The following is a 17,511-nucleotide window of genomic DNA, read 5'->3' as shown; positions in this document are numbered from 1 at the left end:
ATGAAAAACTCGGAGAACCTAATATTTGGCATAAGAGCCGTTTTGGAAGCACTTAATGCTGGAGCAAAAATTAGCAAAGTGATAGTACGCCAAGGGCTCACCGGCAACCTAGCATCAGAGCTTATGGGGTTGCTAAAGCATAATAACATTCCCTTTCAGTATCTACCCAACGAGGCTTTTACTAAGTATAAGGATAAAAATCATCAGGGGGTTATTGCGTTTACCTCACCAATTGAGGTTTATAGGGTTGAAGATATTTTACCTCAACTACAGGAAAAAACCAACTCGCCATTCCTACTTATACTCGACAGCATTACCGATGTACGTAACTTTGGTGCAATTGTTCGAACTGCCGAATGCGCAGGCGTTGATGCCATTATTGTTCCAGCCAAAGGGGCAGCCAATATTGGCGGCGATGCCATAAAAACCTCGGCTGGCGCACTTTATAACATTCCCATTTGTAGGGTAGGTAGCCTAAAAATGCTAAGCTATCAGCTACGCGATTATGGGTATAGGATTGTTTCGGCAAGCGAAAGGGGCGAAAAGTTGCTCTATGAAGCTAACCTTACCGGACCAATAGCTATTGTTATGGGCGCTGAGGATACGGGTATACACCCCGAGGTGCTAAGGCAATCGCATGAAATTGTTCGTATACCATTAAAAGGAAAAATTGAGTCGCTAAATGTCTCGGTGGCTACTGGCATTGTTCTGTTTGAAGCCGTTAGGCAGCGAACCCTATAACCCCTTTTCGTCCAGCACCTTTGCGCATTGTAAGCGTCCGTACTCAATCAGCTCTGCAGCCTTGTAAAATTCAAAAACGGTAGCCGAATTTTTTGATATGGGAACAAGCACATCGGGCGGGGTTACCTTTATTGCATACTGGGTTAACTGCGACTGCATGAGCTGTACCGAACGCATGGCTAAATCGAAGTAGCTAATACTTTTTGGCGATTGCTTAGCTTTTACCTCACTTTCCTTAGCTGCCGCATTGTGCCCAAAGAATTTATCCCACTTGGCAACAAGTTGCTCAATTTTAGGGTTATCCTTAACCCAGCTGTTTTTGGATTGCTTATTGGTTGGCACAGCCAAATCGTAAGGGATAATGGCATTCAAATCAACAGCCACCAGTAAATCGTTTTTAGTTCGCCTAACATACTCCAGGGGCAATGGCGAAAGCACTCCACCATCAACAAGTAATGTACCATTGTATGGCAATGGTGTGAAAACGCTTGGGATTGAAATGGATGCGCGAATGGCGGTTTGGAGCTTGCCGGAATTAAAAACAATAAGCTGATTACTTAAAATGTCGACTGCAACAGCAGTGTATGGTAGGGGTAAATCCTCTATGTTTATATCAGGAACCATATTGAGCTCCTGCATCTTTTCAAAAACCTTTTGCCCTTTAACAATACCTTTTGATGAGAATGTAAAATCGATCAGCGTTAGGATATCAATTTTATCGAGTTTGAGTATCCAGTTTTTGTAATCATCAAGCCTGTTGGCAGCCAGCAAGCCTCCCACAAGTGCCCCCATTGATGAGCCTGAGATAGATGTAATACTGTAACCCCTTCGGGTTAACTCCTCAATCACCCCAATATGGGCTAAACCCCGAGCACCACCACTCCCAAGAACCAGTGCAACATTCTTTGATTTAACCATAGCTAATTGCAACAATTATTTGAATTCCAATGTTTTTACTCAAAGAATGCTAATAAAGGCAAAATTGAGGAACAACCGATTAATACTTTACCTTGTTCTCCTTATTATCCCACTCCCTAAAGGGTACAACACCCTTTTCGGGACTAACATGAATGAATGGGATACGCCTGCGGTCGAACGATAGGTTTACCTCATCGTAAATAAAGCTATCGTCGAAACCGTGGTACGATGCCATATGGCGGTTAGCTGAATAGTAAACCTTATCGAGACGAGCCCAGTAAATGGCCCCAAAGCACATGGGGCAAGGCTCACATGAGGTATAGAGAACACAACCGTTTAGCTGAAAGGTATTCAGGTTCTTACATGCATCGCGTATAGCCATTACCTCAGCGTGAGCGGTTGGGTCGTTTGTTGATGTAACATGGTTATTGCCACGTCCTACAATTTTTCCATCCTTAACCACAATAGCGCCAAAAGGGCCTCCATCGCCAGCCATTACGCCATCAACGGCTAACCTTATGGCCTCGTCCATAAATTTTTCGTGTTCGCTCATAGCTTTCTTTTAAATCTCTAATTTACTAAGAAAATATTCAAAGGCAATTATACCAAATAATTATTGGAGCAGAAGCGAAACCCAATGGTTGGATTCCGCTTCTGGAAGCTAATTAGTTACCTTTAGCAATTGCTCTAATATCATCGCTCGACATTCGCTGAAAAACCTTTAAATCAAAAACAGGAAGCGCAGCCATGATATGGTCAATAATTTCCGATTGTATAATTTCAAACTGAACAAATCGTTTTTCCTTGAGGAAGCAGTATATCTCCAGGGGGATACCATACTCAATAGGTTGTTTCAGCCTAACAACAAGGGTAAGGTTTTTATTAACCTCAGGGTGATGGTTTAGGTATTCCTGAACATATTGCCTGAAAAGGTTCAGGTTGGTTTGCGCTCCGACATTCATCAGCTGAATGGGGTCGGTTTCATGCAGCTTGTCAACATCAATGTCCTTAACTTTGCTGGCTATCAGGTTTATATTCGACAGTTTCTGTATAAGTTGCTTATCGCAGAACTTAACGGTTTTGGAGTCAATAATAATCGATTTCATTACCCTACGGCCAGCCGACTCCTCCATACCACGCCAGTTCTTGAAGCTCTCGTTGATTAGCGCAAAGGGCGGAACTGTGGTAATGGTATTGTCAAAGTTTTGAACCTTTACCGTGGTAAGGCTAATATCAACTACAGTTCCATCGAGGTTTCTTCCGGGCATCTCAATCCAATCGCCAAGCCTTAGCATCTCATTTGCCGATAGCTGGATTGATGCAACCAAACCGGTTATTACATCCTTGAATACCAACATCAAAACGGCGGTTGAGGCTCCTAAACCTACCAGAATCGATGCCGGATTTTTATTGATTATTATTCCAATAACCAAAATGCCGGCAAAAACATAAATAATAATTTTTAGAACTTGCAGGTATCCTTTAATTGGTCTATTCTTGGCGTATGGTAATTCCTGGTATATTTCGTTAACTGTGTCGATAAAAGCGTTAAATACATTAATGGCAATAAAAATCATGTAGATTTTTGTAAGTGCCTGTAAAAACAGTGTAACCTTGGGTGAATAGTCGTACAGGGCTATACCAAGGGTCAAGTATACCACAATGGCAGGAGCAAAGTGAGCTAAACGGTGAAAGAATCGCTTTTCGACCAAGACATCGTCCCAATCGGTTTTGGTTCGCCTGGCTACACGGGCCATGGTGGTTAAAAAAATCCGCTTTGCAATAAAATCGGCAATCAATGCAAGTATAAAAATGGCTGCAAGCGATATTGCCACCTTGAAAAACTGGGCAAAAGTTTCATTTATACCTTGGCTTAGGAGCCACGACTCAAGGTCCTCGAGAAAAAGATACTTGCGAATTACTTGTTCCTCCATACCATCCATTTTTAAGTATTCTTTGTTAAAAGTTTACCAAGGCAAAGTTACAACTAAAAAGGTAAACCATCGTCAGTTCCCCCCTCCATGGGTGGATAAAGATTATCGTTGAACGGAGGGAGTTCCGGAGCCTGTTCGGGTGTAATACCCTTGCTCATTGGCTCAATTCGCCAAGCCCGAACATCGGTGTACCAACGCCCATTAAATTCACGCGACTCAATGTTAACTAAAACCTTTACTGAGTCGCCTAACTGAATTGTCTCAAGGTCTTTAACCTTATCGCCCCATAGCGATATGCAAACCTTTCGGGGGTATTGCTCTTGCGTTTCAATAATGAATTCCTGCTTAACCCAAGCCCCATTTTTCCCCTGTCCGGTTTGTTGGTCGAGTTTCTTAATTAGTTTTCCCTGAATTTCCATTTGCAATCCGATTAAAAAACCGGGTGAAAGTTCAACCCGGTTTTATTTATTTGATATTTGGTTAAACTATTTCTTCTTTTGGGCGTTTTCCTTTACAATGTCGAGCAGTTCAACCTCAAAAATCAGGGCTTGGTTAGGTCCAATTGGGCTGCCCGGGCGAACTCTCTCACCATAAGCTAAATTGCTAGGGATGTAAAGAATAAACTTAGAACCAACCTTCATCTTTTGCAAACCAATAGTCCAGCCAGGAATAACCTGATTGAGCTTAAACTGAGCGGGTTCTCCCTTATCATACGACGAATCGAACTGGGTGCCATCAATAAGGGTGCCCTTGTAATGAACCTTTACAATATCCTCAGCAGTAGGCATAGGTCCGGTACCTTCCTGAATAATTTTGTACTGTAAACCTGATGAGTCAACAACTACGCCCTCCTTGGTCTTATTCTCATCAAGGAACTTGTTGCTTGCCTCAAGGTTCTCCTGAGCAATGCGCATTTCGCGACGGTTAAAGAAATCCTGAATGTATTTAAGAGCTTCCTCATCGTCCATCTTTATCTTTGAGGAATCTTTGCTGTAAACATCCTGGATTGCTCTGGCCATTGCCTTATAGTTAATTTCATCAAGCTTAGCGTTCTTAAAGCTTGAGGCAATATTTACACCTAATGCATAGCTCAAACTATCGGTTTCTGATTTTAGAATAACCTTGCCAATTTTGCTACTTGAATTTTGGCATGAGATTACTACAGGTATTGCTAAAGCAGCTACAAGTAAACCTTTTAACTTCATAATATGATTGATTTAAGTTAGTTATACGAAAGTAATTTTCTTTGCGAAGATACTATACTTTTCCATTATCAAAAAAAACGTTAGCTTTTTTTTGGGGAAATTACTTTGGCTCATTTTTCCATGCCCTAATCATGTGGCGTTTACCGGGAGGCCCAGCCAACCTTTCAACGTAAAAGCCTGCCTGCCGTAAATTTTGCTTTACCAGTCCTTTAGCTGAGTAGGTAACCAATGCACCGTTAGGTTTTAAAGCATTGAATAACTTATTGAAATTTTCAATACTCCACATCTCGGGCTGGTCGTCAGGAGCAAAAGCATCAAAGTAAACTAAATCGTACATATTGTTAGGATTCCAACCTATGAAATCAACATACAACTTTGAAACTGTAACCCAGGTAGATACTGGAACAGGCTCACTGGCTGATGCAGCAACAATCTTTTCCCAAAGCTCTGCGCATTCTGGCTCTAAAACAGCATGGTAACCCGTGGAGTTTAGCACTTCAACCGTAGGAGGGAAAAGCTCTATACCGGTGTAATGTACCCTTGCTCCATACATCTGTGCTACCCATCCTGTAAGAGCTGCATTTAAGCAGGTACCCATTCCAATCTCAAGCACATCAACGTTTTTTTTATTTTGTAAAATGGCCTCAAACCCCGATTTTATGAATACATGCATCGACTCCGTTAGCGCACCGTTTACGGAATGGTAGGTTGCCTTAAACCTTTCGCTGTAAAGCGTGGAACTACCATCAGCAGTTGGAACTACCCTTAATCCATCCATAGCAGATCATTTAGGCAAAGCTAACAAAAAAAGCCGCTAGCTCAGTAGCGGCTTAATCAATTATATAGCTATAAACTACTTTTTCACTTTTATTGAGCAACCCACCGCTTTAGTTTCAGTAACGGCAGGTTTCTTACCAGAAAGTAGAGCATCAACAGCATTCTCAACGTACTTTTCCTTTACGGCCGAGGCATCCTTATAGTTATCGTCAATTGTACCAATGTACTCAACAACCAAATCGTTTGCTTTTTTACTTAAAATGTAAACATGTGGTGTACGAGCTGCTCCGTAAAGCGGGTAAACCTTTTGCCCCTCATCGAAGAGGTACACAAATGGGAATTTCTTTTGCTGGGCTCGCTCAACCATTTTATCGAACGAGTCTTCAGGTACAACTTCAGGATCGTTAGAGTTGATGGCAATTACAGGAAACCCTTTAGGGGCATACTTTTCGTGTAGGGCTATCATCCTATCCTCATAGGCTTTCACAAAAGGACAATGATTACACGAAAAGATTACAATAAAACCTTTGGCCTGAGTGTAATCGGCCAGTGAAACCATTTTGCCATCAACATTCTTCAGGCGAAAGTCAGGGGCCTTATCGCCAATTTTTAAACCCTGAGCGTATAGCCCGGCCACCATAAAAGTAGCCATTAGCATCAAAAACAATCGTTTCATAGATTCATTAGTTTTAAGGTTTGACAAGTAAACTATCAATATTTGAAGTTATATCGGCTAATTCAATAGGCCCTTCAATAAAAACTTTATAGCTGCCTTTATATATTAGGGTTGCAGGAAGCGCACCGCTCCAGTCGGGGCTCACCTTATTGATCCATTCATTCTGATTAGGATCATCGAGCAAAACCACAGGTAAACGATTAGTTCTGGATTTTACAAATGGTTTTAAGCTCTTGTCAAGCTGATTAGGGAAATCGAGGCTAACCATTAAGAATCTTACCTTGCTATCGGAGTATTTTTCCGCAGCTTCATCAAAGTATGGAAATTCCTTAACGCATGGCGCACACCAAGTAGCCCAAAAGTTAACTACGTAAACCGTATCGGTCGATTTTGAGAGCTGTGGCTCAAGCATCTTAAAGTCAACAACATCAATGGTGTCGTAACTATAAGTATGCCTGTTTGTCTTACAACCAAACAGACCTACCACAATAAGAACTGAAAAAAACGATCGCAACATTGCCCGAATATTTTCTATTTAACAAACAAATCGGTTCTTTGTTCACATGCCGTTTATTATGCTCGCTATTCAATTTATAGTAACATCAATTTGGTAAAAACCAACGGAAGTAATAAATTTGATGTTTAAAACACATTTTGATGTAGATGATAAGAGCCTTAAAAAATACTTTTCTTTTTTTTGCTACACTCATTATTTCGGGCTGTTCCTTAGTACCCACTGCGCCTTTAGCTGAACAACACGATACGCTTTTGGTTATGTTTGGCGATACACGCATCGATCCTTACTTCTGGTTACGGAATCGTGAATCGCAAAAGGTAATTGACCATTTGCTGGCTGAGAATGCCTACACATACGCAGTATTGGAACCTACCCTGAACCTGCAGGATAGGTTGGTTGCTGAAATGCGCTCACGCAAACGAGGCGACGATATTACTGTTCCTGTTTTCATGAATGGCTACTACTACTATATTCGATACGAGGAAGGCAAAGAGTATCCCATTAACTGTAGGCGAAAGGGATCCATGAATGCGCCTGAAGAAATAATACTTGATGAGAACGAGGTTGCTGCAGGCCATCGCTACTGCCAGATTGCAAGCATTGATATCTCGCCCGATAACCATTTCATGGCATTTGGGGTTGATACCCTGGGGAAACGGCTTTTTACCATTTACTTCAAGGACTTGGCATCGGGTCGGATTTTGGAGCATAAAATTGAAAACACAACCGGTGAGGTTGCCTGGACTAAGGATTGCCGATTTGTTTTCTATGCCTTCAAGGATAGCACCCTGCGCCCATCAGCCATTTTCCGCCACGACATACTCCAACCATACGATGATGTCCCGGTTTTTAAGGAAACCGACAAAACTTTCAGGGCACATGTGTTTACCACAAAATCGCACAGCTTCGTAATAATATCAACATCCAATGGAATTGCAAGTGAGTGCTGGTACCTGGACGCCGAAAAGCCCTTAGATAAATTTAGATTGATAGTGGGGCGAGAACAGAACCTTGAGTATAGCGTTGACCACTCAGGCAGTCATTTTTACTTTTTAACCAACCTAAACGCTCCCAATTTTAAGGTGCTTAGGGCTCCAGTTACCAACCCAACACTTAAGAACTGGAAAGAGGTAATCCCTGCCGACTCCTCGGTACTAATTCTTACCATGGAAGCCTTTAAAAACCACATAGTAACAACCGAACGCCGCGATGCGCTATTGAAGGTTAGGGTAGTAAACCTACTGAATATGGAGCAGCACTATATCGATTTTGGCGAGGAGGTTTACACTGCTCTTCCCTCAGTAAACCCTGAGTTTAACACTAATCTTTTTTATTACTACTACACCTCGTTTACCACTCCCGGTTCCACATGCGAATACAACATGACTACCCGCAAAAAAAGGCTGCTCAAGCAGAATGAAGTTCTGGGTGGTTTTGATCCAACTAAATATGAGTCAAAGCGGATTTGGGCAACTGCACCGGACAGTACAACGATTCCAATATCACTGGTATATAGGAAAGGTACCAGGTTTAGCCCAAACACGCCCTTGCTCCTTTACGGCTATGGTGCTTACGGTTACTCCATCAACACCACCTTCGATCCAAATCTCATTAGCTTACTTGACAGAGGTGTAGTATATGCAGTTGCCCATGTGCGAGGCGGACAGGAAATGGGACGGAACTGGTATAACCAAGGCAAACTCCTGAACAAGAAAAACTCTTTTACCGATTTTGTTGCTTGCGCCGAGAAACTTATTGCCGATGGCTATACTTCAGCTTCAAAACTTATAGCTCATGGTAGCAGCGCTGGCGGATTACTTGTGGGAGCAGCATTAAACATGCGCCCCGATCTATTCAAAGCTGTGGTTGCAGAGGTGCCTTTTGTAGATGTGCTTACATCGATGCTCGATTCAACACAAGCATTAACTACTGTTGAATACAACGAGTGGGGAAATCCTCACGATTCTACCTTCTACTACTACATAAAATCGTACTCGCCCTACGACCAAATTAAAAAGATGCCCTACCCTAACATGCTTGTTACATCGGGCTACAACGACAATCAAGTGCAATACTTTGAGCCCGTAAAGTGGGTGGCTAAGCTACGGGCTAATAATACCGGTAACAGCCAAATTTTGCTTTGGGTTGATATGTCGCTTGGCCATAGCCAATCATCGGGTAGGTACCTTCAGCTCAAGGAACAGGCCTTTATATATGCTTACATGTTAAACCAGTGGGGTATAACCGAATAAGTGTTTCTGGCAAAGGGAGACGGCTATTTAACCCAAGTACCATGAATTTAAAAATTCAAGCGGGCTTGTTTCTAGAGGAATGAATCGGAATGTGACGGAATATGAGGAAGTTAGAGGAATAGCAAAAAGTGAACAGTTAATCCGAAATGCTATGGATTAACAAATTCAGCGGAGATAATCAAAATGGAAGGCGGAAACATTTATAGAGGGGAACTGTTTATCGAAAAAAACAGTTGACGAATTTTAGTCAGTTGATGAATTAGAAGTTAACATTTGGACTTAAGGGAATAGTGAAGTAGAAGGTTGAGCCCTTACCGGGTTCGCTTTCCAACCAAATTTTACCACCAAGTCTTTCAACGTAAGCCTTTGCTATTGATAATCCCAAACCAGCACCATCAACCGGATTAGTCAAATCATTATTGGCTCGCACAAAGCGTTCAAAAATCACTTTTTGCTTATCCCGTGGTACTCCAATACCTGTATCGCTTACCTTAAATAGTAGTGAACTATCAAAATACTCACAACCAATGGTTATGTTTCCCTTATTTGTATATTTTATGGCATTTTTAATCAGGTTAAAAAAGATATCCTGTAACAGGTAGCCATCGGTTTCAATCTCAACTAACTGCTCAGGAATATTGATTTTATGAGTTATTCCTAAACCTTTTACCCTTGCATCGGGGGTAAAAAATTCGGTTACGTACTTTACCAGGCTTGCAATATTGGTCCTTTTGTAAATTACTTTGACTTGGCCTGCCTCAATTCTAGCCATATCGAGAAGGCCGGTTAACAGTTCATTAAGCCTCTCACCACTTCTTTCAATTACATTTAGGTATTTTTCAAAATCTTCCTTGGACAAATTTGGGTTACGCATAAGCTGCACAAACCCCATTATGCCGTTCAATGGAGTTCTAATTTCATGGCTCATATTGGCCAGAAAGGCCGATTTTAGCTTATCATTTTCCTCGGCTTTACTCTTTGCCTCGAGTATCTCTTTTTCCCAGTTCTTTTGTTCAGTAATATCGCGTGCCACCGCAATTACACAATTTTTACCAAAATATACTCCTGGCGTAAGGCTTACAATCTTGGGGAAGTAGGCTCCATCGTGCCGTATCCCCCAGAATTCAAATACCTGAGGTTCGCCATGGAAAGCCTTTTTCACGCACTGCGCAACCTGCTCTAGGTTATTATACCCTGGCGCCGACAGGAATTCAGGAGTTCTGCCTATAAAGTAGTCACGAGGGTAACCGTAAATTCGGGTGGCAGTATCGTTTACATCTATAAAAACTCCATTTTCATCCTGAATGTAAACTGCCTCCGAAATACTATTTAGGATTCCTTTGTATGTTTGTTCTGATAGTTTTAGCTTTTCCTCCATCTCCTTCTTTTCAGTAATGTTACGGGCCGTACCAACAACTCCCATTAACTTTCCATCGTTACTGAAAATGGGGGCCTTATGAACATCAAGGAACATGAATTTGCCCTTAACATTACCATACTCATCAAACTGCATGGGGCGCAGCTCCCGCATTGTAATTTCATCGGAATCCATACATAGCTCTCCAAAAGTATGCCAGTTGGGATCCTCTGGATGTTTCTCCCTTTCGCGAAGAGCAAAAAATAAATCGGTTTTACCTATTGGTTCATTGGTGTCAGACGCATTGAGCAACTCTTGACACATTGCCCTATTGGCAAAAATATATCGCTTTTGAGCATCCTTGGCCCAAATCATATCGGGAGCCGTATCGGCAAGTAATCGTAAAAGGTTATACAGTTCCTGGTATCGCAGTTCACTTTCCTTTAGGGTAATTTCATAGTTCTTCCTTTGGGTAATATTTCTTACTACGGCTAATGCTTTATCAGTTCCATACTTAACAAGGCGACTTTCAAAAAACATTGTTTTACCCTGAATAACAAGGTCGTAGTCGTAAACCTGCATTTTACCGGTTTCAAAAAGCTGCTTTATCTTTTCGTGGGTTAATTTTGCAACCTGTTCAGGCAAGACTTCATCAACTCTTTTACCCACAAAGAATTCCGGAGGTGCATACATCTCATTAAGCCCTCCATTGTAGTCAATAAAATAACCTTGCTTATCGAAAACAAACATCATATCAGGGTTGGCCGATAACAGTGCAGCATTACGGGCTTCGCTATCAAGCAATCTGCTTTCTATATCGCTTTGAATCTTATTTTGGGCATCATGAAGAGCCTTTAGCTCTTCGTACTTCTTCCTTAAATCATCAAGCTCTGCAAGTATTGCATTGATCTCAACCTCATCCATAATTATTCTTTCAATTTTATACTTCAAGATATTGTAAATTTACATAACAATAAAAAAATCAGCTACTTTTTTTTTTGGGGATTTGAATCAACGTTTTTTGTTAAGTGTTTAAAGGTGTTTAGTTTTTTATGGTTGGCGTTTGGTGCTTATTGAAAATCTGCGTAAATCTATTTAATCAGTGTAACCTGCGTTCTATTTTTTGTTAGGTTAAATTTGATTATCAAAATTCTTAGATTTATCTGTTCTATTTTCCTCTAACTTCATCTAACTTCCTCTAACTTCCTCATATTCTGACTTATTTCGATTCATTCCGACCCATTCCTCTAGAAACAAGCCCATTTATAATTTTTTAATTCATTGCACCTGGGTTAACACAAAATGTCAACAACTACCTTTTAGGGTTTTGCAAAAAATAACATAGCCAGAGCTGCATATTGGGCTGAGCCAATTGCAGGTATGCTATTTTTTTGTAACTTGCCGCATTTTTAAACAGTAAACCAGTTAGCCATGTCGTTCTTAGATGATAAAGTAGTAGCCGAAGGTTTAACCTTCGACGATGTGCTGTTAGTTCCGGCATACTCAGAAGTATTACCCCGCAATGTTGATTTGACATCGCGATTTACGCGAAACATTACAATTAAAGCGCCAATTGTTTCGGCCGCCATGGATACGGTAACCGAATCGGCACTGGCCATTGCCATTGCCCGCGAAGGAGGCATAGGGGTTATCCATAAAAATATGTCGGTTGAGGCGCAGGCTCGCCAGGTACGCGAGGTAAAACGTGCCGAGAATGGAATGATCTATGAACCCGTTACCATTCATCCCGACGCTACTGTTGGTGATGCCCTTGCCATGATGAAGGAGTACCGTATTGGGGGCATTCCCGTAGTTAACAACGAGAACATCCTTATAGGCATCGTTACCAACAGGGATCTACGCTTTCAGGAGAATTTGCGTACCCCCATCAGGGATGTAATGACATCGAAAGGAATTATTACAACCAGCCAGTCGATTGACCTTGAAAAGGCAACCGAAATACTAAAACAGCATAAGATTGAAAAACTTCCGGTGGTTGACGAGAATAATAAGCTAATTGGTTTGCTCACCTACAAGGATATCACCAAGGTAAAAGATAATCCCAATGCCAGTAAGGATGCCAAGGGGCGTTTAAGGGTTGCAGCAGGTGTTGGAGTTACAGCCGATACACTTATTCGCGTAAGGGCACTATACGAGGCTGATGTTGATGCCATTGTTATTGATACAGCACACGGCCACAGCAAGGGTGTGATTGAGATGCTAAAAATGGTGAAAAAGGAATTCCCCAAGCTTGAAGTGATTGTTGGGAACATTGCCACAGCCGATGCCGCTAAAATGCTTGTTGATGCTGGAGCCGATGCGATTAAAGTAGGCATTGGCCCGGGTTCAATATGTACAACCCGTGTTGTTGCAGGCGTTGGTGTTCCTCAGCTAAACGCTATTTGGGACGTTGCAAGTGCCATTCAAGGCTCAGGCGTTCCTGTAATTGCCGATGGTGGAATTCGTTACTCAGGCGATATTGTGAAAGCCCTAGCGGCAGGCGCCGATACCATTATGGCCGGATCGCTATTTGCAGGTGTGGAAGAATCGCCAGGAGAAACAATCATTTACAATGGCCGTAAGTTCAAGTCGTACAGAGGAATGGGCTCACTCGACGCCATGCAGCAGGGCTCCAAGGACCGTTACTTCCAGGATGTTGAGGACGACATTAAAAAACTTGTACCCGAAGGCATTGTAGCTCGCGTTCCCTACAAGGGAACCCTCTCCGAGGTTTTCTACCAGCTTATTGGCGGCCTACGTGCCGGTATGGGCTACTGTGGCGCACCAAACCTCGATGCGCTCAAAAAAGCCAAGTTCGTTCGGATTACTCATGCAGGTATTATTGAAAGCCACCCCCACGACGTGGCAATCACCCGCGAGGCTCCAAACTATAGTCGCGATACCAGCTATTAGTGCAAACTAATGTTTTGTAAGGTAACCTTAAACCCAAAACCGATGAGAAAGGTATTTCGAGTAGCAATCATTACAGCCGGAGTGTTAGCAGGACAAATTGCTTATGCCCAGAAACAGGGCTCTGAAACGCTTTTAACTATCAACAATACTCCTATTTCAGCTGATGAGTTTATATCGCTTTACATTAAAAACACCAAGGCTACTGGTACTAAAATTGATAAATCGACCCTTGATGACTACCTAAACCTTTTCATCAACTTTAAGCTAAAGGTTCAAGCAGCCCGCGATGCAGGAATCGACACCCTATCTTCGTTCAGGAATGAGTATAATGGTTATGTAGATCAGCTTGCGCAAGCGTACCTCATTGATCAGGAAACGCTCGATGGGTTAACCCGTGAGGCATATCAGCGTATGCTGGAAGAGGTAAGTGCCAGCCACATCCTTATTAGCATTCCTGAAACAGTAACGGGTTCCGATACTCTTAAGTACTACCAAAAAGCCCTTGAGGCTCGCTCCAAAGTTCTTAGCGGCGAACCCTTTGGCAAAGTTGCATTAACCACTAGCAACGATCCTTCGGTTAGCCGAAACAATGGTTACCTTGGTTGGTTCTCAGCCTTTCAAATGGTTTACCCCTTTGAAAGTGCAGCTTACAATACTCCAGTCGATTCGGTTTCGATGCCGGTTCGCACCCGCTTTGGTTACCATATCATTAAGGTTCACGGTCGTCGCCCTGCCAAGGGGCAAATTAAGGTTGCCCACATCATGGTGAGGGTTAACCCCAATGCTTCGCCTCAGGAAATGGAAAACGCCCGCCAAAAAATAGTTGACATTCATAACCGCCTCCTTAACGGTGAAAACTTTTCCGAACTAGCCAAAAAGGAATCGCAGGACAACAGTACAGCCCCGAACGGTGGCGAACTACCCTGGATTCGTTCCGGCCAAATAATACCTGAGTTCGAGGAGGTTGCTTTTTCCCTAAAAGATATTGGCGATATCTCCAAGCCCTTTCAAATCTCATTTGGGTGGCATGTGGTTAAACTTCTTGATAGAAAGCTCCCGGGTGAGTTCGAGGAGATGCAGGCAGAGATTAAAAACCTACTGGCTCGCGACAGCAGAACCATGCTCATACGTACCTCATTCATTAACAAACTCAAAAAGGAGTACGGGGTTAAGGAGTTCCCCGCCGAATCAGCTAAACTTCTCTCATCGCTTATCGATTCCACAATTTTTAAAGGCGATTGGAAAGTTCCAGGCATCAAAACAAACCCAACCTTACTGGTTGTAAAAGGATTGAATTATACACTATCCGACTTGCTCCAGTTTATTGGGCAGAACCAGCAAAAAAGCAGGAGCCATTCCATCCAATCGTTCATCAGCTCTATTTATACCGATTGGGTAAACCAAACCATAATTAACCTAGAAAAATCGCTTTTACCCCAAAAATATCCAGAATTTAAACAGCTTGCCAACGAATACCTCGAAGGTATGCTGCTTTTTGAGATATCGAATCGCGAGGTATGGACAAAAGCATCTGATAGCACGGCACTCAACACATTTTTCGAGAACCACCGCGATAAGTATCTGTGGGGCGAAAAAATTTACTTTACCGTTTACCAAACCTCTGATAGTAAGATTGCCCAGGCGCTAGTAAAGAGCCTAAAAAAGAACCCGGCAATAAATCCTGATGAACTCGTTAAGAAATGGAATAAGAAGGCACAAAATGTTACCTACAACCAACAGGTAGGCTTCCCCGATAATCCATTGCTTTCAGGTTATACCCAATGGAACTCAGGTATTAACAGTAGTGTTCAGAACGACAAACACCTTGTAGTACATATCAGTAAAACAACTACAGGTGAGCCTAAGGAGCTAAACGACTGCAGGGCAGAAGTTATAGCTGATTATCAGAATTATCTGGAGGAATCATGGGTTCAAACGCTTAAGGAAAAATACAAGGTGGATATTAACACTGACACTTACAGTAGGCTACTTGAAAATCTCAATAAATAAAAAAATGAATAGACTACTTTTTTCGCTGATTGTAGTAACTGGCTTACTTACTGCTTGCCAAAACGCCGATAATAGCCGGCCTGTAGCAAGGGTATACGATAAGTACCTCTACGAAAGCGACCTTCAAAATATTTTCCTCACAAATGTAAGTAAGGAGGACAGTATACTAATTGCTAAGGCTTACATTGAAAAGTGGATTCAAACTCAACTCCTGCTAAAACAGGCCGAGAACAACCTTACCGATAAGGAGAAAAATGTGGCACGTCAGCTGGAAGATTATAGGGCCTCGCTACTAATCCACAAGTACGAGCAGGCTTACGTAAACCAAAAACTCGATACACTGGTTAAGGAAACAGAGGTAGAGCAGTACTACTACTCCAACAAGGATAACTTTGTTCTATCAGAGCCAATAGTTAAAGCACTATTCATAAAGCTCCGCAAGGAAGCCCCACAAACCCCAAAGATCAAGGAAATATACCGTTCTAAGAAACAGGAGGACATACAACTCCTGGATAATTTGGCCTATCAGGCGGCCATTTTCTACGATTTTTTCAGTGACCAATGGATACCATTCTCGGTAATTACCCGTCAGCTTCCTTACACAATCGATAATGTAAAGGAGACCTTTTCAAAACAATACATTGAAATGGAAGACGGCAGTTTCATCTACCTGGTTTCGCTGCGTGAGGTTAAAGAGCAAGGCGAAACTGCACCTCTCGCCTACATAACAAACGAGATAAAACAGCTAATTATTAACGCGCGAAAGCAAAACCTGATTGACCAGCTGGAACGCAATTTGTTTATTAAAGCAAAAGACGATCGTAATTTTGAAATCTACAAATAGTACAACCATGAAAGCATTTAGTTTACCTACACTTTTTTTATTGATTTTTTCGTTTAGTTTTAGTTCGCACGCGCAGGAAAATATCTCTATCGACAAGGTAATTGCAGTTGTTGGAAATGAGCGCATACTTCTATCCGATGTTGAGCAGGAACTCCTGCGCATTAAAATGCAAGGCAGTACAAATGCTAATATCGACCGTTGCCAGTTATTGGAGCAACTCCTTATTCAGAAACTTCTAATAACCCAGGCCAAAATTGATAGTATTGAGGTAAACGAAGGTTCAGTTGAAAGCGAAGTTGACCGTCGTTTAAAGTACTTTATCAATCAAATTGGATCGGAAAAGGCACTGGAGAATTACTTTAACAAACCGATATTTGAAATTAAAGATGATTTAAGAGAAATCATACGCGAGCAACAGCTAACCCAGCAGATGCAGCGTAAGATTGTAGATAAGGTTAAAATAACCCCATCGGACGTAAAAGCTTTTTACAAGAAAATTCCCTCCGATAGCCTACCCGACATACCCATGCAGTACGAACTTCAACAGATTGCAATTTATCCCCCCGATGCCGAAAAGGCTAAGCTTGAGGCTAAAGAAAAGCTGCTTGAGATTCGTAATCGAATACTTAATGGTGAACGATTTTCAACCCTTGCCGCCCTCTACTCTGAGGATAGAGCATCGGCCATAAAGGGCGGAGAGTTGGGTTTCCGTTCACGCGAAGAGCTTGTTAAGGCATTTGCCGATGCCGCATTTAACCTTAAGGAAGGTCAAATTAGCCAGGTGGTGGAAACCGAGTACGGATTGCACATCATCCAGATGATTGAACGACGAAACGACCAGGTAAACGTTAGGCATATCCTTCTCAAACCTCAGTTCACAACCGATTTGCTTTCAAAAGCAGTTCAAAAGCTCGACAGCATTGCCACGCTTATCCGCAACGATAGTATTACCTTTGAGAACGCTGCGCTCCGTTTCTCCGAGGATAAAAAATCAAACCTAAACAAGGGCTTGATGATCAACCCCTTTACCAATACCTCGCTGTTTGAGAAAGAGCACTTGCAGCCATCGGACTTTTATGCAATAAAAGACCTAAAAGAGGGCGAGTATAGCGCACCCTTTGAGTCGCGCGATGAGCTTGCAAATATCGTTTTTAAAATCATCAAGGTTAAACGAATTGTGCCTGCCCATAAGGCTAACCTGAAAGACGATTACGATAAAATTCAGGAAATGGCCAAGTCGAGTAAGGAAAACGAGATACTCAGGGACTGGGTTTCAAAAAAAATAAAATCGTTCTACATCAGGATTGATAATGATTTTCATAGTTGCGATTTCCAAAGTAAGGGTTGGATAAAGTAGGCATAATTGA

15 protein-coding genes are annotated in these 17,511 nt (G+C 42.1%); 6 read left to right on the top strand and 9 right to left on the bottom strand.

Translation table 11 applies throughout. The features are described from left to right. Complete coding sequence (gene rlmB / locus AB6811_RS12380) at positions 1-741, top strand: 23S rRNA (guanosine(2251)-2'-O)-methyltransferase RlmB (protein WP_369490807.1); 741 nt, start codon at positions 1-3, stop codon at positions 739-741. Here the strand turns inward: rlmB and AB6811_RS12375 are convergent. The 8 genes from AB6811_RS12375 to AB6811_RS12340 all read right to left on the bottom strand — a co-directional run bounded on the left by AB6811_RS12375 (position 736) and on the right by AB6811_RS12340 (position 6,768). Beyond that, on the bottom strand, positions 736-1,659 hold the full coding sequence (locus AB6811_RS12375; RefSeq protein WP_369490805.1) for a patatin-like phospholipase family protein: 924 nt from the start codon (positions 1,657-1,659) through the stop codon (positions 736-738). The genes rlmB and AB6811_RS12375 overlap by 6 nt on opposite strands. A gap of 79 nt (positions 1,660-1,738) precedes the next feature. Continuing rightward, positions 1,739-2,212, bottom strand: coding sequence for a nucleoside deaminase (locus AB6811_RS12370; protein WP_369490804.1), 474 nt, complete (start codon positions 2,210-2,212; stop codon positions 1,739-1,741). A 112-nt stretch (positions 2,213-2,324) separates the two neighbouring features. Further along, positions 2,325-3,593 carry a mechanosensitive ion channel family protein gene (locus AB6811_RS12365; protein WP_369490803.1) on the bottom strand — a complete coding sequence of 423 codons (1,269 nt, stop codon included), beginning with the start codon at positions 3,591-3,593 and terminating at the stop codon, positions 2,325-2,327. Between the two features lie 53 nt (positions 3,594-3,646). After that, positions 3,647-4,012, bottom strand: coding sequence for a DUF3127 domain-containing protein (locus tag AB6811_RS12360; protein WP_369490802.1), 366 nt, complete (start codon positions 4,010-4,012; stop codon positions 3,647-3,649). A 66-nt stretch (positions 4,013-4,078) separates the two neighbouring features. Further along, positions 4,079-4,798, bottom strand: a complete 720-nt coding sequence (gene bamJ / locus AB6811_RS12355; RefSeq protein ID WP_369490800.1) for a BamJ family beta-barrel-assembly machinery protein — start codon at positions 4,796-4,798, stop codon at positions 4,079-4,081. A 100-nt stretch (positions 4,799-4,898) separates the two neighbouring features. Next, entirely contained in the window at positions 4,899-5,576 is a 678-nt protein-coding gene (gene mnmC2 / locus AB6811_RS12350; RefSeq protein WP_369490798.1) for a tRNA (5-methylaminomethyl-2-thiouridine)(34)-methyltransferase MnmC2, read from the bottom strand. Between the two features lie 75 nt (positions 5,577-5,651). Further along, positions 5,652-6,251 (bottom strand): thioredoxin family protein, encoded by a 600-nt coding sequence (locus tag AB6811_RS12345; RefSeq protein ID WP_369490796.1) that lies wholly within the window; start codon positions 6,249-6,251, stop codon positions 5,652-5,654. A gap of 13 nt (positions 6,252-6,264) precedes the next feature. Continuing rightward, on the bottom strand, positions 6,265-6,768 hold the full coding sequence (locus AB6811_RS12340; RefSeq protein WP_369490794.1) for a TlpA disulfide reductase family protein: 504 nt from the start codon (positions 6,766-6,768) through the stop codon (positions 6,265-6,267). Between the two features lie 146 nt (positions 6,769-6,914). On the opposite strand from AB6811_RS12340, the gene AB6811_RS12335 reads away from it, so the two are divergent. Beyond that, complete coding sequence (locus tag AB6811_RS12335) at positions 6,915-9,020, top strand: S9 family peptidase (protein ID WP_369490792.1); 2,106 nt, start codon at positions 6,915-6,917, stop codon at positions 9,018-9,020. A gap of 259 nt (positions 9,021-9,279) precedes the next feature. Here AB6811_RS12335 and AB6811_RS12330 read toward each other — a convergent pair whose 3' ends face one another. Continuing rightward, positions 9,280-11,328 (bottom strand): PAS domain-containing sensor histidine kinase, encoded by a 2,049-nt coding sequence (locus AB6811_RS12330; protein ID WP_369490790.1) that lies wholly within the window; start codon positions 11,326-11,328, stop codon positions 9,280-9,282. 480 nt (positions 11,329-11,808) lie between these two features. Here AB6811_RS12330 and guaB point away from each other — a divergent pair, with 480 nt between their 5' ends. The 4 genes from guaB to AB6811_RS12310 are packed head-to-tail and all read left to right on the top strand — an operon-like array spanning position 11,809 to position 17,501. Beyond that, complete coding sequence (gene guaB, locus AB6811_RS12325; RefSeq protein WP_369490788.1) at positions 11,809-13,290, top strand: IMP dehydrogenase; 1,482 nt, start codon at positions 11,809-11,811, stop codon at positions 13,288-13,290. A 42-nt stretch (positions 13,291-13,332) separates the two neighbouring features. Continuing rightward, positions 13,333-15,300 (top strand): peptidylprolyl isomerase, encoded by a 1,968-nt coding sequence (locus AB6811_RS12320; RefSeq protein ID WP_369490786.1) that lies wholly within the window; start codon positions 13,333-13,335, stop codon positions 15,298-15,300. Positions 15,301-15,304: 4 nt separating this feature from the next. Continuing rightward, on the top strand, positions 15,305-16,144 hold the full coding sequence (locus AB6811_RS12315; protein ID WP_369490784.1) for a peptidyl-prolyl cis-trans isomerase: 840 nt from the start codon (positions 15,305-15,307) through the stop codon (positions 16,142-16,144). Positions 16,145-16,151: 7 nt separating this feature from the next. After that, positions 16,152-17,501, top strand: coding sequence for a peptidylprolyl isomerase (locus tag AB6811_RS12310; protein WP_369490782.1), 1,350 nt, complete (start codon positions 16,152-16,154; stop codon positions 17,499-17,501). Positions 17,502-17,511 lie beyond the last annotated feature (10 nt).

Source organism: Tenuifilum sp. 4138str (assembly GCF_041102575.1).
In the GTDB taxonomy this organism is placed as follows: Bacteria; Bacteroidota; Bacteroidia; order Bacteroidales; family Tenuifilaceae; genus Tenuifilum; species Tenuifilum osseticum.
This window is presented reverse-complemented; position numbering and strand designations above follow the sequence as displayed.

What these genes read in the sequence shown, in the direction of transcription:
- rlmB (WP_369490807.1), top strand. Translation starts at nt 1, where the DNA reads ATGAAAAACTCGGAGAACCTAATATTTGGCATAAGAGCCGTTTTGGAA.
- AB6811_RS12375 (WP_369490805.1), bottom strand. Translation starts at nt 1,659, where the DNA reads ATGGTTAAATCAAAGAATGTTGCACTGGTTCTTGGGAGTGGTGGTGCT.
- AB6811_RS12370 (WP_369490804.1), bottom strand. Translation starts at nt 2,212, where the DNA reads ATGAGCGAACACGAAAAATTTATGGACGAGGCCATAAGGTTAGCCGTT.
- AB6811_RS12365 (WP_369490803.1), bottom strand. Translation starts at nt 3,593, where the DNA reads ATGGAGGAACAAGTAATTCGCAAGTATCTTTTTCTCGAGGACCTTGAG.
- AB6811_RS12360 (WP_369490802.1), bottom strand. Translation starts at nt 4,012, where the DNA reads ATGGAAATTCAGGGAAAACTAATTAAGAAACTCGACCAACAAACCGGA.
- bamJ (WP_369490800.1), bottom strand. Translation starts at nt 4,798, where the DNA reads ATGAAGTTAAAAGGTTTACTTGTAGCTGCTTTAGCAATACCTGTAGTA.
- mnmC2 (WP_369490798.1), bottom strand. Translation starts at nt 5,576, where the DNA reads ATGGATGGATTAAGGGTAGTTCCAACTGCTGATGGTAGTTCCACGCTT.
- AB6811_RS12345 (WP_369490796.1), bottom strand. Translation starts at nt 6,251, where the DNA reads ATGAAACGATTGTTTTTGATGCTAATGGCTACTTTTATGGTGGCCGGG.
- AB6811_RS12340 (WP_369490794.1), bottom strand. Translation starts at nt 6,768, where the DNA reads ATGTTGCGATCGTTTTTTTCAGTTCTTATTGTGGTAGGTCTGTTTGGT.
- AB6811_RS12335 (WP_369490792.1), top strand. Translation starts at nt 6,915, where the DNA reads ATGATAAGAGCCTTAAAAAATACTTTTCTTTTTTTTGCTACACTCATT.
- guaB (WP_369490788.1), top strand. Translation starts at nt 11,809, where the DNA reads ATGTCGTTCTTAGATGATAAAGTAGTAGCCGAAGGTTTAACCTTCGAC.
- AB6811_RS12320 (WP_369490786.1), top strand. Translation starts at nt 13,333, where the DNA reads ATGAGAAAGGTATTTCGAGTAGCAATCATTACAGCCGGAGTGTTAGCA.
- AB6811_RS12315 (WP_369490784.1), top strand. Translation starts at nt 15,305, where the DNA reads ATGAATAGACTACTTTTTTCGCTGATTGTAGTAACTGGCTTACTTACT.
- AB6811_RS12310 (WP_369490782.1), top strand. Translation starts at nt 16,152, where the DNA reads ATGAAAGCATTTAGTTTACCTACACTTTTTTTATTGATTTTTTCGTTT.